This window comes from Nonomuraea sp. NPDC004580 (assembly GCF_040609855.1).
Lineage (GTDB): Bacteria > Actinomycetota > Actinomycetes > Streptosporangiales > Streptosporangiaceae > Nonomuraea > Nonomuraea salmonea.
On record NZ_JBEXLH010000001.1, the window covers coordinates 536,438 to 559,769 of the forward strand.

The window sequence follows — 23,332 nt, forward strand, 5'->3', positions numbered from 1 at the left end:
CCGCTAGCCCGGCAGGGTTTCGCCGCCGATCGGGGCCAGCACCTCGCCCGTGTAGTACGAGGACAGCCGGTCGGAGGCGAAGAACACGTACGAGGGGGCGATCTCGTCCGGATGGGCGGGTCGCCCCATCGGCACCTGCTGGCCGAACTTCTCCACCTTCTCCTCCGGCATCGTGGCCGGGATGAGCGGCGTCCACACCGGGCCAGGCGCCACCGCGTTGACCCGGATGCCCCGCTCGACCAGGTTCTGGGCCATGGAGTAGGTGAAGGCGTTGATCGCGCCCTTCGTGGCGGCGTAGTCGATGAGCGACTTGTTGCCGCGCAGCCCGTTGATCGACGAGGTGTTGATGATGGCCGCGCCCTCGCGCAGGTGCGGGAGCGCGGCCTTCATGATGCGGAAGTAGCTGTGGATGTTGACGGCGAAGGTGTGCTCCCACTGCTCGTCGTCCAGCTCCTCGAGGCCGCTCACCGGCTGCTGGTAGGCCACGTTGTTGACCAGCACGTCCAGGCCGCCCAGCTCGGAGACGGCCTGCTCGACGACCGACGCGCAGTGCGCACGGTCGGCCAGGTCGCCCGGCAGCGTCACGCAGCGCCGCCCGGTCTCCTCGACCAGCTTGCGGGTGTGCGCGGCGTCCTCGTGCTCGCTCAGGTACGCGATCGCGACGTCCGCGCCCTCCTTGGCGAACGCCACGGCGACCGCCCGGCCGATGCCCGAGTCGCCGCCCGTGATGAGGGCCTTCTTGCCGGCGAGCAGGTCGCGTCCGACGTAGTCGCGCATCTCGTCGCGCGGCTCAGGGGCCATCTCGCCGGTCTTGCCCGGGTACGGCTGGTTCTGCGGTGGTGGTGTGTGCGACATGCCTTGCGGGCTGCCCGTGGTCAGGTGAGGTTAACGCCCGTCATCGGACGAATCCCTCCGACCTGAGCCAGTCGCGGGCCACCAGCGCGGGCATGCCGCCGTCCACGTCCACCTGCGCGTTCAGGTCCCGCATGACGTCGTCGGTCAGTTTCGCGCTGATCGGCGCGAAGATCTTCGCGATCTCCGGATGCGCGTCGGCGAGTTGTTCGCGCATCGTCACCGCCGCGTTGTACTGCGGGAAGAAGTGCCGGTCGTCCTCCAGCAGCACCAGGTCGAGCGCCTTGACCCGGCCGTCCGTGGTGGTCATCATGCCGAACGTGCACTGGCCGCTGGCGACCGAGTTGTAGAGCACGCCGACCGACACCCTGCGCACGTTCGCCCTCGGCACCTCCTCGCCGTACGTCAGGCCGTAGCCCTTGAGCATGCCGAGGAAGCCGTCGTCGCGGCCGAACGTCTCGTGGTCCACGCAGAAGGTGCGCTGCGCCACCGGCACCTTGGGGATGTCGGAGATCTTCGACAGGTCCCACTTCTCGGCCGACGCCCGGGTGACGCCGATGGCGTAGCTGTTGTTCAGCGGGGCGGGCGGCAGCCACACGATGCCGTTCCTGCGCAGGTCGAGGTCGCGTACGGCCTCGTACTGCGCCTCCGCCCCCTGGATGGGCTTCTGCTGTCCCAGGTAGGTGATCCAGCCGGTGCCGGTGTACTCCCACATGAGGTCGGCGTCGCCGCGGATGAGCGAGGCGCGGGCGTTCACGCTGCCCTGGACGTTCGTCCTGTCCTCCACGTCCGCGCCCGCCGCGGTGAGGGCGAGCACGGCGATCTTGCCGAGCACGAGCTGCTCGGTGAACTCCTTCGACGTCACCCGTACGCGCTGCCCTTCGAGCCCCGGCACCGGGCGGATGCCGCCCGGCTCCACCGGCGGCACGAACGACGACGCCGGCCGCAGCCCGCAGGCCACGACGCAGACCATGACCGCCACGGCCGCCAGGAACGCCCTCATGAGAGCCCCTTCGGCGACAGCAGCCGCTGCGCCAGGCCCGCCGCCCAGTCGATGAGCAGCGCCAGCACCGCGATCAGCACGCAGCCGGTGACCAGGATCAGGTTGCGCTGCGTGCTCACCCCCGCGGTGATCAGGTCGCCCAGTCCGCCCGAGCCGATGAACGCCGCGATGCCCGCCGTGCCCACGTTCAGCACCAGCGTCGTACGGATGCCCGAGAGGATCACCGGCACCGCCATCGGCAGCTCGACCTTGAACAGAACCCCCGACGCCGACATGCCGATGCCGCGCCCCGCGTCCACCAGGCGCGGGTCCACCTGCTCCAGGCCCACCATCGTGTTGCGCAGCGTCGGCAGCAGGCTGTAGGCGAACAGCGCGGCCACCGCCGTCCAGAAGCCGATCTGGAACACCACCGCGAGCAGCACCACCAGGCCCACCGCGGGGGTGGCCTGGCCCAGGTTCACCAGCGACAGCACCACCGGCGTGGCCCTGCGCAGCCCGCGCCTGGTCAGCAGCACGCCCAGCGGCAGCGCCACCAGCAGCACCAGCACGGTCGAGAAGAACACCAGCTGGATGTGCTCCCACGTGCGGCGCATCAGGAACGTCAGGTTGAGCGAGCCGCGCTCGATGCTGTCGAGCGGCACGACCTGCGTGTAAACGATCATCGCGGCGGCTACGGCGAGGTAGCACAGCGGGGGCAGGATCGCGTGCCACGACCGTCCGATGCGCGGCTCAGGAGTGGTCGCCTCCCTGCCGGCGGCGCTTTCGACCGTCATAGGGCACCGCTCCTGCGGTGGCGGCGCTCGCGTTCGCGCGCCTTGATCGTCTGGATCGCGTTCTGCACCGTGCTCAGTGACAGCGCCCCCGCGTACGAGCGCCGCCTGCCCTCCACCGGCACCACATCGGTGTCGGCGTTGAGCAACGCCTCCAGGGCGTCCTGCAAGGTCATGCGGTGGTGGATGGTGCCGGTGACCGGGTCGCCCGCCGTACCGACCGGGCCTGTGCGGCCTTCGAGGTCGGCCTGGCTCACCCAGCGCAGCGGGCGGCGCATCCCGTCGGTGATCAGCGCGTAGCCGCGGCCGTCGCGCTCGATCTCGCGCAGCAGCTCCGCGCAGTCACGGTCCTCCGAGAAGTACGGCACCTGGTCCAGCTCGATGTCGCCCACCTTCGTCAGCCGCAGCAGGCGCATCGACGAGCCGGCGCCCAGGAACTGCTCGACGTAGTCGCTGGCCGGGTTCGTGAGGATCTCGGCAGGGCGGGCGTACTGCACGATGTGGCCGGGCCGCTGCATGATCGCGATGTGGTCGCCGATCTTGAGCGCCTCGTCCACGTCGTGCGTGACGAAGACGATGGTCTTGGCCAGGTCGTCCTGGAGGCGGAGCAGCTCGTCCTGGAGGCGTTCGCGGGTGATGGGGTCGAGCGCGCCGAACGGCTCGTCCATCAGCAGCACCGGCGGGTCGGCGGCCAGCGCCCTGGCCACGCCCACGCGCTGCTGCTGGCCGCCCGACAGGCGGCGCGGATAGCTGTCGCGGAACGCCTCAGGCTCCAGCCCCACCAGCGTGAGCAGCTCGTCCACCCGCTCGGCGATGCGCGCGCGGTCCCAGCCGAGCATCTTCGGCACCTGGGCGATGTTCGCCGCCACCGTCATGTGGGGGAACAGGCCGGCCTGCTGGATCACGTACCCGATGTGGCGGCGCAGCCGGTCGGGGTCGATCTCGCGGGAGTTCTGTCCGTTGATGATGATGTCGCCCGAGGTGGGCTCGATCAGCCGGTTGATCATGCGCATCGTGGTCGTCTTGCCGCAGCCCGACGGGCCCAGCAGGACCACGATCTCGCCCGCCTGGATGTCGAGGTCCAGCTCCTGTACGGCGGGCTCGCCGCCGCCGGGGAACGACTTGGTCACTTTGCGCAGCTCGATCGGCACGCCGCCGGTCGTCGCGGGCCGCTGCAGGTCAGCCACGGGCACCTCCGGTCGCGGGCCGCCGGCTCGGCGTGGTCAGCCGGCCGATGAGCACGAAGACGCCGTCGAAGATCAGCGCCAGGATCGCCACGCCGATCGTGCCCGTCAGCGTGGCGTTGACCGCGTTCGCGCCGCCGAGCCTGGCCAGGCCGGAGAAGATCTGCTCGCCGAGCCCCGGGCCCGACACGAACGCGGCGACCGCGCCGATGCCCATCGCGAGCTGCGTGGCCACCCGGATGCCGGTCAGGATCACCGGCCAGGCCAGCGGCAGCTCCACCCTGGCCAGTGACCTGCGGCGGCTCATCCCGATGCCGCGGGCGGCGTCCACCAGCAGGGGATCCACGCCCTGCAGGCCGACGACGGTGTTACGGACGATGGGCAGCAGCGCGTACAGGACGATCGCCGTCACGGCGGGGGCCACGCCCAGGCCGAGCGGCGGGATCAGCAGGCCCAGCATGGCCAGCGACGGCACCGTGAACAGCACCCCCGCCGCCGCTATCGCGAAGGCCGACGGTCTGGCGCGGCGGTAGGTGGCCACGCCGATGAGCACGCCGAGGACGGCCGCCACCAGGACACACTGGGCGACCATGCTGGCGTGCTGCAACGTCTCGAAGACGATGAGATCCCATCGGTCTTCGACGTACTCCCACAAGGTCATCTCTTACCCCGTAACCGGGGCTCCGCGCCTCAAACGCCCCATCTGTCACTTTGTTCCCAACAATGGGGCGGGGAGGGTTGCGTCTTGACCCGGCGCTTTCCCGCTTCAGATGAGAGGTTTCTCATCTGGGCCTCAGCGTGGTCTCCTCGAAGGGCGGCAGGGTCGGGGCATGAGACATCGGGGCACGGTGATCCTCCTCGTTCTGGGGGCCGCGGCGGTGGGGTTCATGTCGGTGGGGCTGGTGCGGGCCGCTGATCAGGGGGCCGACCTGGGCGGGCCCATCGTCGTCACGCCCGAGCCCCCGGGGTCGCCGACCTCGTCGACGCGGTCCTCCGCACCGTCGCCATCGCCCTCCTCCTCCTCCTCCTCGCCGTCGGGCTCCTCGCCGTCCACGGCCTCCCCGTCCACAGCCTCTCCGTCCACAGCCTCTCCGTCCGCGGGGTCGCCGTCCGCGGGGTCTCCGTCCGTCAGGGACGGCACGCCCGATGCGGAGCCACGGGCGGGCGAGCGGGCCGCCGCCGAGCGCAGGTCCAGGGCCGAGCCGGTCGCGCCGCCTCCGCCGCGGCGCGGAGGCGGCGGTTTCGCCGATGACGACGACGGGGGCGATGATGACGACGGCAACGATGCCGGTGATGATGCCGGTGACGACTGACGAGGAGGCCACATGCGGGTGAGCGCCCGTGCCCGGATCGTGGGCTGGATGCTCGCCGTCGTCGGCCTCGCACTCTCCGTCGCGATCTTCGCCACCTGGACCATCCTGCTCGCCCGGCTCGACGACCGCATGACCCACGAGCTCGGCAATGAGGTAGACAAGCTGCGCCGCTACGCCGCCACCGCCCTCGACCAGCAGACCGGGCGCAAGGTCACCGACGTGCGCGATCTGCTGACCGGCTACCTCGCGGTCAACGCGCCCGACCGCTGGGAGACGTTCTTCAGCATCGTCGACGGCCGCGCCGACCGCGCCACCTCCGTGCCGCCGCCGGTCCCGCTCGACGGCGACGCGGACCTGGTCGCCGACATGGCCGAGGCCACGCGCGTCGAGCGCGACGAGGTCGAGACCAGCCGGGGAACGGTCCAATACGCGGTCATCCCGGTCACCGTGTCGGGCGACGCCCGTCAGGGGCACTTCGTCGTGGCCATCTTCTACGACATGCACCGCGACGAGATCGTCGACGCCGTACGCGTGCTCGGGCTGTCCGCGCTCGCGGCCATGGCGCTGGCCGGGGCGGCCGGCTGGCTCGTGGCCGGGCAGGTGCTCGCACCGCTCCGGCTGGTCAGGCAGACCGCCGAGCAGATCAGCGACTCCACCGACCTGACCCGCAGGCTCGACGTGCCCGGCGACGACGACGTGGCGGCGGTCGCGGCGACGTTCAACCACATGCTCGACCGGCTGGAGCAGGCGTTCGTGGTCCAGCGGCACTTCATGGACGACGCCGGACACGAGCTGCGCACCCCCATCACCGTCATCCGCGGCCACCTCGAGCTGATGGGCGACGACCCCGCCGACCGCGCCGAGACCCTCGCCCTCGTCACCGACGAGCTCGACCGCATGAACCGCATCGTCGACGACCTGCTCACCCTCGCCAAGGCCGAGCAGCCCGGCTTCCTCGCGCTCGACAACGTCGAGCTGGCCGATCTCACGGTCAGCGTCGTCGCCAAGGCCCGCGCGCTCGGCGCCCGCACCTGGCGGGTCGACGAGGTCGCCGAGGCCAAGCTGCCCGCCGACCGGCAGCGGCTCACCCAGGCGCTCATGCAGCTCGTCGCCAACGCCGTGCGCCACACCGCCGACGGCGACCTCATCGCCGTGGGCTCCGCGGTCCGCGACGGCCGCGTCGAGCTGTGGGTACGCGACAGCGGGCCCGGCGTCCCGACCGCCGAGCGCGAGCGCATCTTCGGCCGGTTCGTGCGCGGGGCCGGCCGCACCGGCGCGCACGACGGGGCCGGGCTGGGCCTCGCGATCGTGCGCTCCATCGCCCAGGCCCACGGCGGCCACGTCCGGGTGATCGACGCCCCCGGCGGTGGCGCCTGCTTTGTCATGTCCCTGCCGATGTGGGAGTTGTGGAGGCTCGGGTGAACCGCATCTTGATCGCCGAGGACGAAGCCAGGATCGCCGCCTTCGTGGAGAAGGGGCTGCGGGCCAACGGCTTCGTGACGGCCGTGGTGGGCGACGGGGTGGCGGCGTACGATCTGGCCGCTGCGGGCGGGTTCGACCTGCTCATCCTCGACATCGGGCTGCCGCGCAGCGACGGGTTCACCGTGCTGCGGCGTCTGCGCGAGGCCATGGTGACCATCCCCGTGATCATCCTGACCGCGCGCGACAGCGTCAGCGACACCGTGGCCGGGCTGGAGGGCGGGGCCGACGACTACATCGCCAAGCCCTTCGCCTTCGAGGAACTGCTGGCCCGGGTGCGGTTGCGGCTGCGCGCCGACCGTACACCTGAGGTGACCGTGCTGCGGGTGTCGGACTTGTCGCTCGATCTGCGGACGCGGCGGGTGTACGTGGGGGACCGGGCGGTCGACCTGTCGACCCGCGAGTTCGCGCTGGCCGAGATCTTCTGCCGCCACCCCGACCAGGTCCTCACCCGCGAGCAACTGCTGAGCCACGTGTGGGGCTTCGACTTCGACCCCGGCTCCAACGTCGTGGACGTCTACGTCCGCTACCTTCGCCGCAAGATCGGCCCCGAACGCATCGAAACGGTCCGCGGCGCCGGCTACCGCATGCGAGTCGCCTGACCGCAGCACAGCTGGATGAGAGTCGCCTCATCATCGCCTCACTTTCACCTCACCCCCGCCTACCAAGCTGTTCACCAGGAAGCCAACGAAAGGAGCAGCCTTGGCAGCCGGACTGGCGATGGACCTCGTGGCGATCCTCGTGCTCGCCTATGGGCTCTACTACCGCCGACACCACCGCCGCGACCTGCTGTTCGCCTACATCGCCCTCAATGTGGGCATCTTCGCCGTCGTGTCCCTGCTGCTGGTCCAGCGGGTGGACATCGCGGTCGGGTTCGGCCTGTTCGGGGTGCTGTCCATCATCCGACTGCGGTCGAGTGAGATCACCCAGCAGGAGATCGCCTACTACTTCATCGCGATCGTGCTGGGCCTGGTCAACGGCATCGCCGGCGCGTCATGGCCGTTGACCGCCCTCCTGCTGAACGCCGTGCTCCTCACCGTCATCTACGTCGGCGACCACCCCCAGGTCCTCGGCCGCACCCGCCATCAGGTCGTCACCCTCGACGTCGTCCACACCGACCCCGACCTGCTCCGTGCCGACCTGGAGAGCCGGCTGCGGGCGAAGGTGCTGCAGTGGGAGGTGACGCAGGTGGACTACGTACGCGACGTGACGGTGGTCGACGTCCGCTTCGCCGCCACCCCGCCCGTCCGCGTAGGAGCCCGCTGATGCCGACCATCCACCGAGCGCCCCTCACCGCCTGCGGTCCCACCCCCAACCTGCCGTCCACCGGGTGCCGCATGCCTGCGGCCCGTGGTCTGTCGCCCGGCGATCGGGGCCTGCCGTTCGTGAGCCTCGCATCCGCGTCGGAGCACGGCCGGTCCGCAGACGACACGCAGGTCCACGTACGGCGGGGGGAGGGGTTCGTCGGGCGGCCCTACGCCGACGCGTTGCTCGCCGGGGTCGCGGCCCGGTTGCCGGGCATGCAGCTGGACGACGTCCCCCAGCTCATGAGCCGGGTCGACCGCAAATACATCGTGACGGCCGCCACCATGTCCCACCTGGCCGCCGAGCTGGGCGACCGGTTCCAGGTGCTGCGCATCGACGGCCGCCGCCAGTTCCGCTACACCTCCACCTACTACGACACCCCCGACCTGCTCACCTACCATCACCACCGGCAGGAGCGCCGGCGCCGGTTCAAGCTCCGTACCAGGACCTACCTCGACGGTGGCGGCCAGTGGCTGGAGCTCAAGCTGAGCGGCGCCAGGGGCAGCACCGACAAACATCGCATCCCGTACGACGGCGCTCCCGGGCAGCCGCTCACCGAGGAGGCGCTCGACTTCGCCCGCGACACGCTACTCAAGGAGCTGCACCTCGTCGCACCCGAGCCGCTGCGACCGGTGCTGGCCACCGACTACAGACGGGTCACCCTCATCGACCAGTCGGGTGGCGCCCGCCTCACCTGCGACACCGGCCTGGTGTGCCGTGACGGCCACCGCCGCGCCCCCGCCCGTGGCGACATGGTCCTGCTGGAGTCGAAGTCGGTGGACGGCCGCGCGCTGGCCGACAAGGTGCTTCGCGGCCTCGGGGTGCGCCCGGTCAGCGTGAGCAAATACTGCCTGGCCGTCGCCGCCCTGCGCGCCCAACCCGCCAACCGCTGGCACCCCGTCCTCCACCGCTACCTCCTCCCCGCCGGATGACGCTGGCGCCGGGTGGGTGCGTCAGCCGCCAGAGGGGTCGTGGCGGTGCAGACGAGGGCCACGGGCCAAGGGGATGGGGCGGTAGGGGGGCTTGTCCCCCTTGCGAGCTACGTGCAGTGTCCACCGTGTGGTGACGACCGGCAGGGGGTCGGATCCCTAGCGTTTGGGGTGTCGGGGGCGAGCCGACTAAGCGGCCGCCGGCACCGTCGGTCGGTCAGGCCGGCGGACTGAGACTCGCTTGGGAGGATGACATGATCCGGACGTTCAAGGCAGCCGCCGTGATCACCCTGTGCACCGCCGTCGGCGTGGGAGTCGCCGCCGGGCCGGCCGCCGCTGCCGAGGAGTGGGACCCGTTCGCGAACACCAACGTGGCGAGCTGGGATCCGTTCTCCGGGGGAAAGCGCGTCGCGGACCCGTTCGTCGGCACCAAGAAGATCAAGGTAGCGGGGAAGTCGGTGAACGTGTCGTGCTCGGGACGGCCGGTCAAGGGGCACAAGCCGGTCATCGTGCTGCTGGCGGGCATGGGTGACGGGCTGGACAAGCTGGCCAAGCTGCAGAAGACGCTGAGCGAGAAGAACCGGGTCTGCTCGTACGACCGGCTCGGCGAGGGCGCGAGCGACAAGCCGTCTGGGAAGCAGACCTTCGCCGGCACGGGCAAGATCCTGACCGGGGTGCTCGACCGGGTCGCGGGCCGGCAGCCGGTCGTGCTGGCCGGGCACTCGCTGGGCGGGCTCATCGCCGCCCGGTACGCCCCCGAGCACCGCGACCGGGTCAAGGGCCTGGTGCTGCTGGACGCCACCCCTTCCACCATGCTGCGCGACGTCAAGGAGGCGATCCCGGCGTCGGCCAAGGGCCCGGCCGCCGAGCTGCGGGCGCAGAACCTCGCGGTCTTCCAGGGGCAGAACCCCGAGATGCTGGTCGTCCCCGACGGCAAGGTGCGCTACGCCGGGAACATCCCGGTCGAGGTGATCAAGCACGGTAAGCCGTACCTCGCGGCGCTCCCGACGTACGGGCCGAAGCTGGAGCGGGCGTGGACCGCCGGCCAGCGCAGGTGGCTCGCCCTGTCCCGGCAGAGCCGCCTGACCGTGGCCAAGAAGAGCGAGCACTACATCTACGTCGACCAGCCCGAGGTCGCCGTCAAGGCCATCCAGACCGTCGCCGCCAAGGCCGCCCGCCACGGCCGCTGACCTGGCCGGAGGTGTGGCGTTCGGGGGGTAGGAAGCACGGCCGCTGCCGGGGGTGGGTGTGGGAAGCTCGACAAGGGGGCTTCGTGGTGATAAGCAGGGACTTGACCTGCGGAGATGAGCGAATGTCTGCGAAAGTGGTGACCGGGTCCTGGCGTGATGTCCGGTTGTTCGGTGGGCAGGCTGCTTGCGTAACAAGGGATATTTTCTCATGCTTGAGCGCATTCATGAGATACCGGGCGTCTTGCTGAGTGCGGATGAATATCTCGACGACTTCTGGCCTAATTTCCGGAAGATTGATGACGTGTTTTGGAAGCTGGAGCGCATCCAAAGCTTTCGGGAGGCCGGAGAGCCGAGCTGGGTCGCGATGATGGAGGGCGACTGGGACCGTTCGCTCAAGCTCATCGACGACAAACCCATCGGGGTGTTCGACAGCCGGGGCGGGTTGATGCGGGAGTGCGAGCGCCCGGCCGAGAACTTCCTGCGCCGCCGCATCAGGATCGTGGAGCAGCCGGTCACGCCGTACCTGCAGTGGGAGATGCACGTGCTGGCGCTGCGGGTGGCGACCGTCGAGCAGGTGCGGGTGCTCGACGCGGGCGAGGTGGCCGAGCTGGAGGGCGGGCGGCGGCTGCCGGAGCTGGTGGTGCTGGGGACCGTGGTGATGTACGAGGTGACGTACGACGAGGCAGGGACGCACAGCGGGGCGCGGCGGATCGACGACCGGGAAGTGATCGAGGCCTGCCACGGCGAGCTGGACAAGCTGTTCGCGGCGGGTGAGGACTTCCGGGCCTTCTACGACCGGGAGATCGTGCCGTTGCCGGCGCCCCGGGTGAGCGTCTGAAGGAGAGGGCCTACAACGGCAGGTCACCGGTGGCGGCCGACGTGGAGCCGGTGGCCTGGTAGGCGGCGATGGTGCGTTCCGCGATGCGCATCTGGTGGATCTCGTCGGCCCCGTCGGCGAAGCGGGCCCACCGGGCGTGCTGGAACATGTGGGCCAGCGGCGTGTCCGTGGAGTAGCCGAGCGCGCCGTGCACCTGGATCGCGCGGTCGATGATGCGGTTGAGGCTGTTGGCGACGAAGTGCTTGGCCATGGAGACCTCCGTACGGAAGTCCTCGCCCTTGTCGATCTTCGAAGCGGCGTGCAGGACCATCAGCTTGCACTGATACAGCTCCATCGCCGAGTCGGCGATCATCCACTGGATGCCCTGCTTCTCGGCCAGCAGCGAGCCGTGGCTGTAGCGGTTGAGCGCGCGGTCCACCATCATGTCGAGGGCCGTCTCGGCCTGCGAGATCCAGCGCATGCAATGGGCCAGCCGGGCCGGGCCGAGCCGGTACTGTCCGAGCCGGTGCCCGTTGCCCCGCCCGCCGAGGATGGCGCTGGAGGGCACGCGCAGGTCCTTGATGACGATCTCGCTGTGACCGGTGGAGCCGTGCATGGTCTCCACCTCGCGGACGTCGTTCCAGCCCGGGTTGGGCAGGTCGATGAGGAACGCGGTGTTGGCGCCCCGTGACCCCTCCGGGACGTCCTTCTCGGTACGGGCGATGAGGATCGCGAAGTTGGCCCGCCGCGCGTTCGAGATGAACCACTTGTGACCGTTGATGATCCATTCGTCCCCGTCCTGCACGGCCTCCGTACGGATCAGCGTCGGGTCGGAACCGGCCACCTCCGGCTCGGTCATGGCGAAGCAGGACATCTGCCTGCCTTCCAGGAGTGGCCGGAGGTACTTCTCCTTCTGCTCGTCGTTCGCCCAGTGCAGGAGCGTGTGCATGTTGCCCTCGTCGGGGGCCTGGCAGTTGAGCACCCACGGGCCGATGCGGGTCTTGGCCGCCTCGGACTGCACCATGGCCAGCTCGACGTGCCCGAGCCCCATGCCGCCCCACTCCTCGGGCATGTGCGGCAGCCACAGCCCCTGCTCCTGGGCGAGCGAGCGCAGGTGGAAGATCGTGCGCAGGTACGCGTCGCGGTCCCCCTCCTGCACCTCGTCCATGGCGGGGATGACCGTGCCCTGGATGAACGCGCGGACCCGCTTGCGGATCTCCTCGTGCTCGGGGGCGAGGGTGAAGTCGATGGCCATGCGGTCGTACCTCTCAGTGTTCTCAGTGTTCCCAGCGTTCCCGGTGTTCTCAAGATTCTCGGTGTGTGATCAGTCGGGGAAGTGGCAGGCCAGCCAGTGGTCCTCGCCGATCCGCCGGATCTGGGGCTCCTCCTGCGCGCACCGCGCCGCCGCTCGCGGGCAGCGGGTACGGAAGCGGCACCCCGTCGGCGGGCTGACCGGCGACGGCGGCTCGCCGCTGATCAACGTGTCGGCGGGCGGCAGGTCGAGGCCGCCGCCCGGGATGGAGGCGATCAGGGCTTTCGTGTACGGGTGCGCCGGGCGGCCGATCAGGTCGGCGCTGTTTGCCAGCTCGCACACCTTGCCCAGGTACATCACCAGGATCCGGTCGCTGACGTTCTTCACCACGGCCAGGTCGTGGGCGATGAAGACGAGCGTGAGCCGGTAACGCTCCTTGAGGTCCTCCAGGAGTCCCAGGATCTGCGCCTGCACGGAGACGTCGAGCGCCGACACCGGTTCGTCGCAGATCACCACCTCGGGGTCGAGGACGAGCGCCCTGGCGATCGAGACGCGCTGGCACTGCCCGCCGGAGAACTCGTGCGGCCTGCGGACCGCCGCCGTCTCCGGGTCCAGGCCGACGGCCTCCAGGACCTCGTCCACACGGTCGCCCGGCAGGTTCCAGACGCGGGGGCCCTCGCCGACGATGTCGCGGACGCGGCGGCGTGGGTTGAGCGAGGAGATCGGGTCCTGGAAAATCATTTGGAGGCGCCTGCGGGTCCTGCGCAGGGCCTCGCCGCGCAGCTCGGTCAGCTCCACCCCGTCGAGCCGTACGGAGCCCGAGCGCGGCGGCGGGAGCTGGACGAGCGCGCGGGCGGCGCTGGACTTGCCGCAGCCCGACTCGCCCACGATGCCCAGGGTCTCGCCGCGCGCCAGGTCGAAGCTCACACCGGAAACGGCGCGCACAGTGCGACCTCGGCCGGCGGGAAACTCCACCACCAGATCCTCCACCCGCAACAACATGTCGTCACGGGGCCGAAGGTGCGCGTTTCCACTACCGGCCATCGGGGGCTCGCCTCTTTTCGGAGTTGAGGGGGAGGAGCACGTCGCCATGGGGGCGATGGCGTGCGTTTCCACTACCGGCCACTGGGCTCGACCCTTTCCGTGAGTTCGGTGGACTCCTGGGGGCGGGGGTGCCAGCAGGCGTAGGCGTGGTGGTGGTCGGTGAGGAGTGGGGGTGGTTCGTCGGCGCAGCGGGCGGTCGCGTACGGGCAGCGGGCGCGGAAGGCGCAGCCCTGTGGCAAGCCGACCAGATCCGGCGGGCGGCCGGGGATGACGCGGAGGCGGTGGTGGACGGGGTCCGTCAGGCGGGGCGCGGCCTGGAGGAGGGCCTCGGTGTACGGCATGCGGGGCCGCGCGAACACCTCGGCGGCGGGCCCGCGCTCGACGACCCGCCCCGCGTACATGACGATGACCTCGTCGGCCCACCGGGCGACGACGGACAGGTCGTGGCTGACCAGCACTACCGCCATGTCCCGCTCCTCGCGCAGCCGGTGCAGCAGCCGCAGCACCTGGTCCTGGATGGTGACGTCGAGCGCGGTGGTGGGCTCGTCGGCGAACAGCACGTCGGGCCGGCACGACAGCGCCATCGCGATCGTGACCCGCTGCCGCATGCCGCCCGAGAGCTGGTGCGGGTAGCGGCGCAGCATGCGGGCGGGGTCGGGGATGCCGACGGAGGCGAGCAGGCGGACGGCCTCGTCGCGGGCCTCGCGCCGGCTCATCCGCAGGTGCACCCGGAGCGGCTCGGTGACCTGGGTGCCGATCGTGCGGACGGGATTGAGCGCGGTCATGGGGTCCTGGAACACGGTGCCGAGCCGCAGCCCGAGCACGGACCGCATCTCGGCGGGCCCGTACGCGGTGAGGTCGTCGCCGGACAGCAGGACGTGGCCGCCGCGTACGGCGGTGCCCGGCAGCAGGCCGAGGACGGACCGGATCAGCATGGACTTGCCCGATCCCGACTCGCCGACGATGGCCAGCGTCCTGCCGCGGTCGAGGGCGAAGGAGACGCCGTCCACGGCCTTGACCAGGCCGCGCGGGGTGACGAGGTGCGTGCGCAGCTCATCGACCTGGAGCAGCGCGTCACCTACGGGAGCGATGGGGGCGGGGGCGGCGATCTCGGGAGCCTGGCGCACCGGCTCCAGGCCGCTCTCGCGGACGTCCGTCAGCGAGCGCAACCGGTCACCGACCAGGTTGAACGAGAGCACGGTCAGGAACATCACCACGGAAGGGGCCAGCACCACGTGCGGCGCGGTCTCCATCAGCGTGCGGCCCTCGTTGATGAGCCCGCCCCAGGTGGGCGTGGGCGCCTGGACGGACAGGCCGAGGAAGGCCAGGCTGCCTTCGGCGACGACGACCACGGCCATGCCGATGAACGCGTACGAGGCGGCGGGCACGGCCACGTTCGGCACGATCTCCCGCCACAGGATGCGCCGGTCGCGGGTGCCGAGCACGCGCGCGGCCAGCACGAACTCCCGCTCCGCGAACGTCAGCGTGGCCCCCCTGATGAGCCGCACCCACGAGGGGATGCCCAAGACGCCGAGCACGATGAGCACGTTCCGCAGGCTCGCCCCGGCGAAGGCGACCACGGCCAGCGCGAACACCAGGGCGGGGAACGCCTGCGCCACGTCGTTGACCGCCATGATGACCGCGTCGGCGGCCCTGCGGCGGTAGCCGGCCAGAATGCCGAGCGGCGCGCCGATGCCCAGGCCGAGCAGGACGGCGCCGACGCCCACGCCGAGCGAGACGCGGGCGCCGTACACGACCCTGCTGAGCACGTCACGGCCGAGCCCGTCGGTGCCGAACGGGTGCGCCGCGCTGGGCCCCGACTGCGGCGGCCCGGCCAGCGTCTCGTCGTAGCGGGCGAGCGGCAGCAGGTCGGCGAGCACGGCGGCGAGCAGCACGAGCCCGATCCAGCAGGCCGCCGGCCAGAAGGCGGGTCCGAGCCGCCTACCGAGCCGCCCACCGAGCCGCCCACCCAGCCGGCTACGCACGCCGGATCCTGGGGTCGACGGCGGCGTACACCAGGTCCACCGCGAAGTTGACGAGCACGTAGCCGACCGAGATCAGCACGACGCCTCCCTGAACCGTCAGGTAGTCGCGGGAAAAGATGGAGTCGACGATGAGCCGCCCGACGCCGGGCAGGCCGAACAGGGTCTCGATGATCACCGTGCCGCCGATGAGCGCGCCCAGGTTGAGCCCGACGGCGGTGATGAGGGTGATCGCGGAGGGGCGCAGCGCGTGCCGCCACAGGATGCGGCGCGGCGACAGGCCCCGGGCCCGCGCGAGCGTGATGTAGTCCTCCTGGAGGGTGGCGATCAGGTCCGTACGCAGCAGACGGGCGTACACCGCCATCTGCCCGCAGCCGAGCGTCACCGCGGGCAGGATCACGGAGGTGAGGTTCCATCCGAGGTCGAGCGAGATCGGCGTCCACCCGGTCGCGGGCAGCACCCGCCAGGTGACCGCGAACAGCAGGATCAGCAGCACCCCGAGCACGAACACGGGCGTGGACAGCAGCGCGAAGCTGAGCGCGGTGAGCGCCTGGTCGAGGGCGCGACCGGCGCGGCGGGCGGCGGCCACGCCGACGGGAACGGCGAGGCCGAGCGCGATGAGCTGCGCGGCGACGAGCAGCTCCAGCGTGACGGGCAGCCGCTCGGCCAGCTCGGCGGCGACGGGCATCCTGGTGATGTACGAGGTGCCGAAGTCGCCGGTGGCGAGCCCGCCCAGCCAGTCGGCGTAGCGCACCAGCAGCGGCTGGTCGAGCCCGAGCTCCTGGCGGAGCTGGGTGCGGGCCTCCTCGGTCGCCGACAGGCCGAGGATCTGCGTGACCGGGTCCCCGGGCAGCAGGTTGAGCAGCACGAACGACAGGAAGGTCACCACGACCAGCACCACCGCGAGCCGGACCAGCCGGTGGAGGACGATCACCGCTCGCTGACCCAGAGCTGGCCGAACGGGTGGTACGGGATGGGCGAGCCGGTCAGCGGCAGGCCCTTCTCACCGTCGGGCAGCAGGTGCTCGCCGATGCCGCGCACCTTGGTCCGCGCCACGATGGCGCCGGTGTCGAGGTGGTCGATGAACACGTACGGCACCAGCTCGCGCAGGCGTTCCTGGACGGTGGCGTACGCCTGCTTGCGCACGGCCTCGTCGGCGACGGCTCTGCCCCGGTCGAAGGCGGCGCTCAGCTTGTCGTCCTTGAGCCTGGTCATGTTGAGCGAGACCTCGCCGACGGGCTTGGCGTAGCCCTGGTGCATCCAGATGTACTCGCCGTCGGGGTCCTGGGCGGAGAACTGGGTCCAGACGGTGGCCGCGTAGTTGCCGGTGATCGCCCGGTTGATCAGGTCGGCCTGGTCGGCCTGCTTGATCGTGACGTCGATGCCGGCCTTGCGCCACATGTCCTGGGCCAGCTCGACGCCCTGCATGGTGTTGGGGTCGGGGGTGGAGATCAGCTCGAAGCGGATCGGGCCCTTCTCCGCCTCGACCTCCTTGACCAGGGCGGCGGCCTTGGCGGGGTCGTAGCCGGGGTAGCCGCCCTCGGTGTACCACATGGAGTCCTTCGACCAGGGGCCGTCGGCGGGCTGGGTCAGGCCGCCGCGCAGGGTGGAGATGACGGTCTCGCGGTCGGTGGCGTGGGCCAGCGCCCTGCGCACCCGTACGTCGTCGAGCGGCGCGACGGCGGTGTTGAGCAGGAACATGTACTCGGCCACCGCCATGCCCCGCGCCCGGTGCACGGTGTAGGTGTCCTTCAAGGCGCCGAACTTGGTGAGGTCCTCGTCGCGTGAGGTGCCCATGGCGTCCACGCCGCCCGCTTCGAGGGTCTGCGCGCGGGTCTGCGTGTCGGGCAGGACGCGGAACTCGATCTCGTCGAGGTACGGCAGGCCCTGCCGCCAGTAGCGGGGGTTGCGGGTGACGACCATGCGGTTGTCGGGGACGTACTCCTTGAAGATGAACGGCCCGGTGCCCACCGGTTTGAGGCTGGCCGCCTTGGGGTCGCTGAGCGAGGCGGGCGGGACCATCATGCCGGTCTGGGTGGACAGGTAGTAGGGGAAGGCCACCCAGGGCTGGTTCAGCACCACTTTGACGGTCATGGGGTCGGCCAGCTCGAACGACTTGATCGGTACGAACACCGCGGCCGTCAGCGGGGACGCCTTCTGCGCCTCCAGGTTGGCCTTGACGATGTCGCCGGTCAGCGACATGCCGTCGGAGAACGAGATGCCCGATCTCACCTTGATCGTCCACTCGTCGTACGTCTTGTTCGGCGTGACCGACTCGGCCAGGTACGGCTTCCAGTCGCCGTCGTCGGCCACGCTCACCAGCGGCTCGATGATGGTGCCGGCCATGCTGTAGCTCTGCGCCGCGAACTGGTCGGTGACCGGGTTGAACCCGTTGGCGTCGGCGCTGAGTGCGTAGACCAGGCGTCCGCCCTGGGTCGGCCCGGTCGCGGCGGGCTCCCCTCCGGGTGGTTCTCCTGCGACCGGCCGTTGCCCGCTGCAGGCCATGAGCAGCGTCGCGGCCAGCAGCAGTGCGGCCGGCGTCCTCCAGCGTCTCATCCACGCCTCCTCCCGGCTGATCCCCCGAGAGCAATTTCACCGATAGTACTATCGGTGAAATTCCGCACAAGACCCGCGAGAGAATCGTTACTGGAGGGAGGGGATCGATGACGAGCACGCCGCTCACCAGGAGCGAGGCCAAAGACCTGACCAGGCGCAAGCTCATCCGCGCCGCCTTGACCATCCTCGACGAGGAGGGCGAGGCGGGCCTGACCACGGTCAAGGTCGCCAAGGCCGCCGGCATCGCGCAGTCCAGCTTCTACGTGCACTTCAAGGACATGCAGGAGCTGCTCAGGGTGCTGGCGGAAGAGGGCGGCGAGCGGTTGCGCGCCTCCATGCGCGAGGCCCGCCGCAGGGCCCGCGAGGCTCCCGGCGATCTCGAACGTCACCGCGAGACGTTCCGCATCCCGCTCGAAGCCATCTGCCGCCATCCTGAGCTGCTGCGCATCCAGCTGCGGGCCCGCCACGACCCCTCGTCATCGCTGCGCGACTTCGCCCGCGAGACGGCGGCCGCCTACCGCGACCATCACGCCGCCGACCTGGCCGCGCTCGGCTACACCGCCGACGACGAGCGCGACAGGCGGCGGCTTGAGATGATCGCCGAGGGCATCAACGCGGCCACCAACGCCCTGGCGATGGGTCACCTGGAGGGCCGCTACCCCGACCTCGACGAGGCCGCCGACATCCTGACGGCCCTGTCCCGCGGCGCCCTCCGCCTCCTCCGGCACACCTCCGGCAGGACTGCGCCGGGTGGGGGCTCCGGCGAGGTGCCGCCGGAGCCCTGAGGTGATCGTCAGAAGGTGACGGCGGACGCCAGCTCCCCAGCCTCGTCCGCCGTCAGCCGGCCGTCCGCCACGACCGTGACCACCCGCCGCGACAGCGTGTGCTCGAAGGTCAGCGGCGTGTCCCAGGCCAGCGCCTGACCCACCCCCGGATAATCCGCCACCCGGACGAACCACGGGTCCCCGTCGGCCTGCACGAAGACCAGCGTCCAGTCGCGTCCGTCGGGCGTGGTGCCCGACATGGCCACCCACGGCTGCCGGCTGCCGTGCACGGCCTGCTCGTCGCCGGGCAGCGTGACCCGGTCGACGGAGGTGCCGGGCGCCCGCCAGAAGAAGCCGCCGTACCCGGCGCCGGTCCGGCCCTTGGTGGCCGAGCTCTCGATCGTGAGCGGCGTCCCGGTGAGGTTGGTGAGCGTGAACGCGAAGTCCAGAGCCCACGCCTCAGAACGCGCCTCGCCCAGCGGCCGGGCGGCCACCGTGCGCTCCTCGCGGACCAGCGGCCCGCCGGGCCCCGCCCACTCCAGCAGCTCGGTGAAGCCGCCGTCGTCCAGCCGGGTGAAGGCCAGGTGCCGCTGGGTGCCGTGGTCGTCGAGCCAGGTCGGCCCCTGGTCCCTGACGTACGTGCGCCCGCCCCAGAAGTTGGCCCCGCCGAGGTCGGAGATCGCCACCCCGGCCCCCAGGTGGTGCACGTGGTCGTCGGGCCTGACCTGGGTGACCTCCACGCCGCCGAGCGTACGGACGCCGTGCAGGTAGGGGCGCGGCGAGTCGGTGGCGGGCAGGTCGGGACGCCAGTCGTAGGCGGCCACCTCGGCGCCCGACACCAGCAGCGTCACCCGCGTCCACGGCGCGTCCAGCTCGGAGTAGAGCGCCAGCTCGTCGGCGCTGCGCCGGGTCAGCTCGACCACGCCGGGCAGGACCCGGCCGGCCACCTCGCCGTCGGCGTCCCTGAGGACGAGCTGGTGCCGTTCGGGGATCGGCACCGGCTCGGGCGAGAGCCTGATCGCGTCCACCACCTGGGTGAACCGCTCGGTCGCGGCCAGCGGCGCCAGCAGCTCGGCGCCGGTGCGGACGTGGTCGACGAGGTTCTCCAGCAGCCCCGTGCGGCCGTGCACGGTCGTGGTGACCGAGCCGTCGACCGGCTCCACCTTGAGCCGGTCGTTGGTGTACGTCAGCGTCGCCCGCCCCCGGTCACCGTGCACCACCAGGTAAGGCTCGTGCCGCGGCACCGACTCGGGCGCGCACAGCGTGACCGCGATGGTGATCACGAGCCCGTCCTCCAGCCGGATCCGTACGCAGGAGGTGTCGTCGGACTCGATGGGGTGGGCGTGGTAGAGCTCGGTCTCGATCCCGGCGATGGGGGCGTCCACGAGGGCCAGCGCGGTGGCGGTGGCGTGCGCGAACGGGTTGGTCAGCGCGCCGTCCATCACGTCCACGCCGTTCAGCCGGCGCCGCCCCGACCAGGGGGCGCGGGTGAAGTACGTGGAGGGCCGCTCCCACGCGCCGGACCCGCCGATGCCGCGCACCCGGCCGAGCGAGCCGCCCGCGATCAGCCGCCGCAGGGCGGGCACGGCGGCCGAGCCGAGCGACTGGAAGCCGACCTGGCAGGCCAGCCCGGTCTCGGCGACGACCTCGGCGATCCTGCGCTGCTCCTCGATGCTCGGCGCGGGCGGCTTCTCCAGCAGCACGTGCGAGCCGCCGCGCAGCGCGGTGATCGCGAGGTCGGCGTGGGTGTTGATGGGCGTGCAGATGATCGTGAACTCCGCGCCGGTCTTGGCGATCAGCTCGCCCAGGTCGGACGACTGGAGCGGGGTACAGAAGTCCACCTCGACCGGCTGCAGGTCGCACACGCCCGCCAGCTCGACCAGCCCGCGCGCGGTCAGGTCGCGCAGGATGCCGAGGTGGTGGCGGCCGTGCCCGTTGGCTCCCGCGAGGACGACCTTGGCCGGCGCCATCACGACCACCTCAGCCCGAGCCCGGCGTGCCCGCCGGCGCGCAGCACGCCGTCCGACACCGCCACCGGGTACGGCTCCGCCAGCAGCCCCAGCCGGGCGAAGGAGGCGTCCTCGACGTCCTCCACCATGACCGGCAGCGGCAGCGCCAGCGCGAGCTGCCCCGACACCTCGCTCAGCAGGTGCGGATAGACCGGCACGTCGTAGGTGCGCGCCAGCTCGGCGATGCGCAGGAAGGGCGTGATGCCGCCGACCCGCACCACGTTCGGCTGCACCACGTCGCACGCCCCGGCGGCCAGCAGGTCGCGGAAGCCGTAGGTGGTGTAGACGTTCTCTCCGACGGCGATCGGCACGTCGATCGAGCGGCGCAGCTCCACGTGGGCGGCCACGTCGTCGGCGGGCAGCGGCTCCTCGATCCAGTGCGGGCCGAACTCGCGCAGCGCGGCCATCGCGCGCCGGGCCCTGTGCAGGTCCCAGCGCTGGTTGGCGTCGATCATCAGCAGCCGGTCGGGGCCGATCACCTCGCGGACGGCGGCCACCCTGGCGACGTCCTCGGCCAGGTCGGGGCGGCCCACCTTGATCTTGACGCCGCGGAAGCCGGCCGCCACCCAGCGCCTGGCCTGCTCGGCCAGCTCCTCCGTCGGGTAGTGCAGGTTGACGCCGCTGCCGTAGACCGGCACCTCATCGCGCCGCCGCCCGAGCACGTCGGGCAGCGCCGCCTCGCCGCAGCGCAGGTCCCACAGCGCGAGGTCCACGCCGGCCAGCGCGACCGTGGTGACGCCGCCGGGGCCCGCCTCGCGCAGGTGCCGCCAGAGCAGGTCCCACACCACCTCGGGGTGGGCGGGCGCGCCGATCAGCGCCTCCCGGATGTCGTGGTCGAGCAGCGCCTTGACGGCGTGCGCGCCGATCTGCGGCGTCCACGAGAACCCGGTGCCGGTGCGCCCGTCCTTGAGCGTCACGTGGGTGACGATCACGTGGTTGTACGGCACGTCCGCGCCCCAGGGGCGGGGCAGGGGAGCCGTGCGCAGCTCGGTACGCAGCTCCGCGATCGTCATGACGCCACCCGGTCCAGCCCGATCTTGATCAGCTCGGCCAGCTCGGCGAGGTGCTCGTCGGTCACGTCGACCAGCGGCGGGCGTACACCGCCGACGTCGAGGCCGCGCAGCCGTACGCCGGCCTTGACCAGCGACACCGGGTAGCCGGGCACCTTGCCGCGCAGCCGGACGAGCGGCGCGTAGAACGCGGTGAGCAGCCGCTCGTCGCCGTTCAGGTACGCCAGCGCGATCTCCGGCGCGAACGCGAACACCGCGCTGGAGTACAGGTGCACGCCGATGCCCCGGTAGGCGGGCATGGTCAGCTCGGCCGTCGGCAGCCCGTTGAAGAACAGGAAGCCGGGGTGGCTCTCGCGGACCGCGAGCACGATGCGCTGCATGCGGTCGATGTCGCCGACGCCGTCCTTGAGCCCGATCACGCCGGGGATCTCCGCCAGCCTGACCACGGTCTCGGGTTCGAGCACGACCGAGCCGCGCTGGTAGATGATCACCGGCAGCACCTCGGCCACGGCCCGCACGTACGCCTCGAAGCCGTGCCCCGGGCCCTGCGCCAGGTAGGGCGGCATGAGCAGCAGCCCGTCGGCGCCCGCGTCACGAGCGGCCCGCGCCTGGTTCAGCGCCGCGCCGATCGGCCCGCCCGCGCCCGCGAACACCGGCGCGCGGCCCGCCACGACCTCGGTGCTCACCCGCACCACCCGGGCGTGCTCGTCCTCCGACAACGCGGAGAACTCGCCGGTGCCGCAGGCCGCGAACACGCCGCCTGGCCCGTGCTCCATGCCCTTGCGCACGTGCTCGGCCAGCACGTCCTCGGCCAGCGCGCCGCCGGCGTCGAAGGGGGTCACGGGGAAGAACAGCACACCGCTGAGTTTCATTCGGTCTCATCCTTGAGTTCGGTACGCCAGCTTCGCTTGGGCTGCCAGCCGAGCAGGCGCTCTGCCTTGGCGGTCGAGAAGGCGGGGGTGGTGCCGGTGAGCCCGTCGGCGAAGCCCTCGGTGCCGGGCACCACCTGGGGGAGCAGGTCGGCCAGCGGCTTCCTGGCCAGCGCGTCGGCGGCGCCGGCGAAGAACACCTCGCCGTTCGGCAGCTCGGGCAGCGCCTCGGCGAGCACGGCGATCATCTCGGCGGCGTCGCGGGAGTCGATGTAGTTGAACAGCGACACCCCGCCCAGCTCGGGCCGGTCGAGCCGCTCGCGTACGGTGTGGCCGGACTGCGTGGGCGCGCCCGCCCACTCCTCGGGCGGGATCACGAAGCACGGGCGCACGGCGGCCATCTTGGTCGTGCCCGCCGCCGCGAACGCCTTCATCGTCTGCTCGGCGGTCACCTTGGACAGGTTGTAGGCGTTCCAAGGGAGGACCGGGTGCTCCTCGTCGATGGGGAGGTAGCGGGGCGCCCAGCCGCCAGGGGCGCCGTACCCCATGACGGTGGGGCTGCTGGCCACCACCACGCCCGCCACGCCGAGGGCCACCGACGCCTCGCACACGTTGAACGCGAGCTGCGTGTTGACCTTGAAGATCACCGACTCGGGAAGGCTGAACGGCGTGGCGATGGCGGCCAGATGGATCACCGTCTCGGGACGGAACCGCGCCATCACCTCGAACGTCTCTCCCGTGTCGGTGAGGTCGGCCGGTAACGAGGCGGCTGCCTCCGCGGGTGTCCCTGGGGTCCTGTCGACCCCGATGACCTCGTGCCCGGCCGCCGCGAGCGTGGTGACCACGCTGCGGCCGAGGCGTCCTGCGCTTCCGGTGACGAGGACTCTGCTCACCGTGTGGGGCTCCTTCAAGACTGCAAACAGTTGCACTAAACCTTTGTGTCAGGAAGGGTGAGGCGTCAAGAGGGGATTTCGTCACCGGGCGTCTAGCTGCGGCTTCCCTCC

22 protein-coding genes are annotated in these 23,332 nt (G+C 71.2%); 7 read left to right on the top strand and 15 right to left on the bottom strand.

Annotated elements, in window-relative coordinates; translation table 11 throughout:
- Positions 1-3 precede the first annotated feature (3 nt).
- The 6 genes from ABZW11_RS02355 to ABZW11_RS02380 form a co-directional block, all read right to left on the bottom strand.
- Positions 4-855, bottom strand: coding sequence for an SDR family oxidoreductase (locus tag ABZW11_RS02355; protein ID WP_355411731.1), 852 nt, complete (start codon positions 853-855; stop codon positions 4-6).
- A 40-nt stretch (positions 856-895) separates the two neighbouring features.
- The gene (locus tag ABZW11_RS02360) at positions 896-1,855 is read right to left on the bottom strand and encodes a glycine betaine ABC transporter substrate-binding protein (protein ID WP_355411733.1); all 960 of its coding nucleotides are present in this window, start codon (positions 1,853-1,855) and stop codon (positions 896-898) included.
- On the bottom strand, positions 1,852-2,628 hold the full coding sequence (locus ABZW11_RS02365; RefSeq protein ID WP_355411735.1) for an ABC transporter permease: 777 nt from the start codon (positions 2,626-2,628) through the stop codon (positions 1,852-1,854). Before ABZW11_RS02365 ends, ABZW11_RS02360 begins: the two co-directional genes overlap by 4 nt.
- Entirely contained in the window at positions 2,625-3,812 is a 1,188-nt protein-coding gene (locus ABZW11_RS02370) for a betaine/proline/choline family ABC transporter ATP-binding protein (protein WP_355411737.1), read from the bottom strand. Before ABZW11_RS02370 ends, ABZW11_RS02365 begins: the two co-directional genes overlap by 4 nt.
- Positions 3,805-4,470, bottom strand: a complete 666-nt coding sequence (locus ABZW11_RS02375) for an ABC transporter permease (RefSeq protein WP_355411739.1) — start codon at positions 4,468-4,470, stop codon at positions 3,805-3,807. The genes ABZW11_RS02370 and ABZW11_RS02375 overlap by 8 nt, the downstream gene beginning before the upstream one ends.
- 255 nt (positions 4,471-4,725) lie before the next feature.
- Positions 4,726-4,893, bottom strand: a complete 168-nt coding sequence (locus tag ABZW11_RS02380) for a hypothetical protein (RefSeq protein ID WP_355411741.1) — start codon at positions 4,891-4,893, stop codon at positions 4,726-4,728.
- A gap of 241 nt (positions 4,894-5,134) precedes the next feature.
- Here ABZW11_RS02380 and ABZW11_RS02385 point away from each other — a divergent pair, with 241 nt between their 5' ends.
- From ABZW11_RS02385 to ABZW11_RS02410, 6 genes are all read left to right on the top strand, one after another.
- Entirely contained in the window at positions 5,135-6,544 is a 1,410-nt protein-coding gene (locus ABZW11_RS02385; protein ID WP_355411743.1) for an ATP-binding protein, read from the top strand.
- Positions 6,541-7,203, top strand: a complete 663-nt coding sequence (locus tag ABZW11_RS02390) for a response regulator transcription factor (protein ID WP_355411745.1) — start codon at positions 6,541-6,543, stop codon at positions 7,201-7,203. The genes ABZW11_RS02385 and ABZW11_RS02390 overlap by 4 nt, the downstream gene beginning before the upstream one ends.
- Before the next feature lie 118 nt (positions 7,204-7,321).
- Positions 7,322-7,867 (top strand): DUF4956 domain-containing protein, encoded by a 546-nt coding sequence (locus ABZW11_RS02395; RefSeq protein ID WP_355412026.1) that lies wholly within the window; start codon positions 7,322-7,324, stop codon positions 7,865-7,867.
- On the top strand, positions 7,867-8,838 hold the full coding sequence (locus ABZW11_RS02400) for a polyphosphate polymerase domain-containing protein (RefSeq protein WP_355411747.1): 972 nt from the start codon (positions 7,867-7,869) through the stop codon (positions 8,836-8,838). Before ABZW11_RS02395 ends, ABZW11_RS02400 begins: the two co-directional genes overlap by 1 nt.
- 251 nt (positions 8,839-9,089) lie before the next feature.
- On the top strand, positions 9,090-10,025 hold the full coding sequence (locus ABZW11_RS02405; protein ID WP_355411749.1) for an alpha/beta fold hydrolase: 936 nt from the start codon (positions 9,090-9,092) through the stop codon (positions 10,023-10,025).
- A gap of 208 nt (positions 10,026-10,233) precedes the next feature.
- Entirely contained in the window at positions 10,234-10,863 is a 630-nt protein-coding gene (locus tag ABZW11_RS02410; RefSeq protein WP_355411751.1) for a DUF6879 family protein, read from the top strand.
- Between the two features lie 10 nt (positions 10,864-10,873).
- Here the strand turns inward: ABZW11_RS02410 and ABZW11_RS02415 are convergent, their stop codons facing one another.
- The 5 genes from ABZW11_RS02415 to ABZW11_RS02435 form a co-directional block, all read right to left on the bottom strand.
- A complete protein-coding gene (locus ABZW11_RS02415) occupies positions 10,874-12,097 on the bottom strand; it encodes an acyl-CoA dehydrogenase family protein (protein ID WP_355411753.1) in 1,224 nt (407 codons plus the stop codon).
- Positions 12,098-12,166: 69 nt separating this feature from the next.
- The gene (locus ABZW11_RS02420; RefSeq protein WP_355411755.1) at positions 12,167-13,021 is read right to left on the bottom strand and encodes an oligopeptide/dipeptide ABC transporter ATP-binding protein; all 855 of its coding nucleotides are present in this window, start codon (positions 13,019-13,021) and stop codon (positions 12,167-12,169) included.
- Between the two features lie 188 nt (positions 13,022-13,209).
- A complete protein-coding gene (locus ABZW11_RS02425; protein ID WP_355411757.1) occupies positions 13,210-15,123 on the bottom strand; it encodes a dipeptide/oligopeptide/nickel ABC transporter permease/ATP-binding protein in 1,914 nt (637 codons plus the stop codon).
- On the bottom strand, positions 15,116-16,054 hold the full coding sequence (locus tag ABZW11_RS02430; RefSeq protein ID WP_355411759.1) for an ABC transporter permease: 939 nt from the start codon (positions 16,052-16,054) through the stop codon (positions 15,116-15,118). The genes ABZW11_RS02425 and ABZW11_RS02430 overlap by 8 nt, the downstream gene beginning before the upstream one ends.
- Positions 16,051-17,676: an ABC transporter substrate-binding protein gene (locus ABZW11_RS02435; protein WP_355411761.1), complete on the bottom strand. Its 1,626-nt coding sequence runs from the start codon at positions 17,674-17,676 to the stop codon at positions 16,051-16,053. The genes ABZW11_RS02430 and ABZW11_RS02435 overlap by 4 nt, the downstream gene beginning before the upstream one ends.
- Before the next feature lie 107 nt (positions 17,677-17,783).
- Here ABZW11_RS02435 and ABZW11_RS02440 point away from each other — a divergent pair, with 107 nt between their 5' ends.
- Positions 17,784-18,461: a TetR family transcriptional regulator gene (locus tag ABZW11_RS02440; protein WP_355411763.1), complete on the top strand. Its 678-nt coding sequence runs from the start codon at positions 17,784-17,786 to the stop codon at positions 18,459-18,461.
- Positions 18,462-18,469: 8 nt separating this feature from the next.
- Here the strand turns inward: ABZW11_RS02440 and ABZW11_RS02445 are convergent, their stop codons facing one another.
- From ABZW11_RS02445 to ABZW11_RS02460, 4 genes are read right to left on the bottom strand one after another with little or no spacing between them, the layout of a single operon-like run.
- The gene (locus tag ABZW11_RS02445; RefSeq protein WP_355411765.1) at positions 18,470-20,410 is read right to left on the bottom strand and encodes a DUF6807 family protein; all 1,941 of its coding nucleotides are present in this window, start codon (positions 20,408-20,410) and stop codon (positions 18,470-18,472) included.
- Positions 20,410-21,462 carry a mandelate racemase/muconate lactonizing enzyme family protein gene (locus ABZW11_RS02450; protein WP_355411767.1) on the bottom strand — a complete coding sequence of 351 codons (1,053 nt, stop codon included), beginning with the start codon at positions 21,460-21,462 and terminating at the stop codon, positions 20,410-20,412. Before ABZW11_RS02450 ends, ABZW11_RS02445 begins: the two co-directional genes overlap by 1 nt.
- Positions 21,459-22,331 carry a 5-dehydro-4-deoxyglucarate dehydratase gene (locus ABZW11_RS02455; RefSeq protein WP_355411769.1) on the bottom strand — a complete coding sequence of 291 codons (873 nt, stop codon included), beginning with the start codon at positions 22,329-22,331 and terminating at the stop codon, positions 21,459-21,461. Before ABZW11_RS02455 ends, ABZW11_RS02450 begins: the two co-directional genes overlap by 4 nt.
- A complete protein-coding gene (locus tag ABZW11_RS02460; RefSeq protein WP_355411771.1) occupies positions 22,328-23,221 on the bottom strand; it encodes an NAD(P)-dependent oxidoreductase in 894 nt (297 codons plus the stop codon). The genes ABZW11_RS02455 and ABZW11_RS02460 overlap by 4 nt, the downstream gene beginning before the upstream one ends.
- Between the last annotated feature and the right edge of the window lie 111 nt (positions 23,222-23,332).

Excerpts from the sequence above, each read along its gene's own strand:
- ABZW11_RS02355 (WP_355411731.1), bottom strand. The coding sequence starts at position 855 with ATGTCGCACACACCACCACCGCAGAACCAGCCGTACCCGGGCAAGACC.
- ABZW11_RS02360 (WP_355411733.1), bottom strand. The coding sequence starts at position 1,855 with ATGAGGGCGTTCCTGGCGGCCGTGGCGGTCATGGTCTGCGTCGTGGCC.
- ABZW11_RS02365 (WP_355411735.1), bottom strand. The coding sequence starts at position 2,628 with ATGACGGTCGAAAGCGCCGCCGGCAGGGAGGCGACCACTCCTGAGCCG.
- ABZW11_RS02375 (WP_355411739.1), bottom strand. The coding sequence starts at position 4,470 with ATGACCTTGTGGGAGTACGTCGAAGACCGATGGGATCTCATCGTCTTC.
- ABZW11_RS02385 (WP_355411743.1), top strand. The coding sequence starts at position 5,135 with ATGCGGGTGAGCGCCCGTGCCCGGATCGTGGGCTGGATGCTCGCCGTC.
- ABZW11_RS02395 (WP_355412026.1), top strand. The coding sequence starts at position 7,322 with ATGGACCTCGTGGCGATCCTCGTGCTCGCCTATGGGCTCTACTACCGC.
- ABZW11_RS02400 (WP_355411747.1), top strand. The coding sequence starts at position 7,867 with ATGCCGACCATCCACCGAGCGCCCCTCACCGCCTGCGGTCCCACCCCC.
- ABZW11_RS02405 (WP_355411749.1), top strand. The coding sequence starts at position 9,090 with ATGATCCGGACGTTCAAGGCAGCCGCCGTGATCACCCTGTGCACCGCC.
- ABZW11_RS02410 (WP_355411751.1), top strand. The coding sequence starts at position 10,234 with ATGCTTGAGCGCATTCATGAGATACCGGGCGTCTTGCTGAGTGCGGAT.
- ABZW11_RS02415 (WP_355411753.1), bottom strand. The coding sequence starts at position 12,097 with ATGGCCATCGACTTCACCCTCGCCCCCGAGCACGAGGAGATCCGCAAG.
- ABZW11_RS02435 (WP_355411761.1), bottom strand. The coding sequence starts at position 17,676 with ATGAGACGCTGGAGGACGCCGGCCGCACTGCTGCTGGCCGCGACGCTG.
- ABZW11_RS02440 (WP_355411763.1), top strand. The coding sequence starts at position 17,784 with ATGACGAGCACGCCGCTCACCAGGAGCGAGGCCAAAGACCTGACCAGG.
- ABZW11_RS02445 (WP_355411765.1), bottom strand. The coding sequence starts at position 20,410 with ATGGCGCCGGCCAAGGTCGTCCTCGCGGGAGCCAACGGGCACGGCCGC.
- ABZW11_RS02450 (WP_355411767.1), bottom strand. The coding sequence starts at position 21,462 with ATGACGATCGCGGAGCTGCGTACCGAGCTGCGCACGGCTCCCCTGCCC.
- ABZW11_RS02455 (WP_355411769.1), bottom strand. The coding sequence starts at position 22,331 with ATGAAACTCAGCGGTGTGCTGTTCTTCCCCGTGACCCCCTTCGACGCC.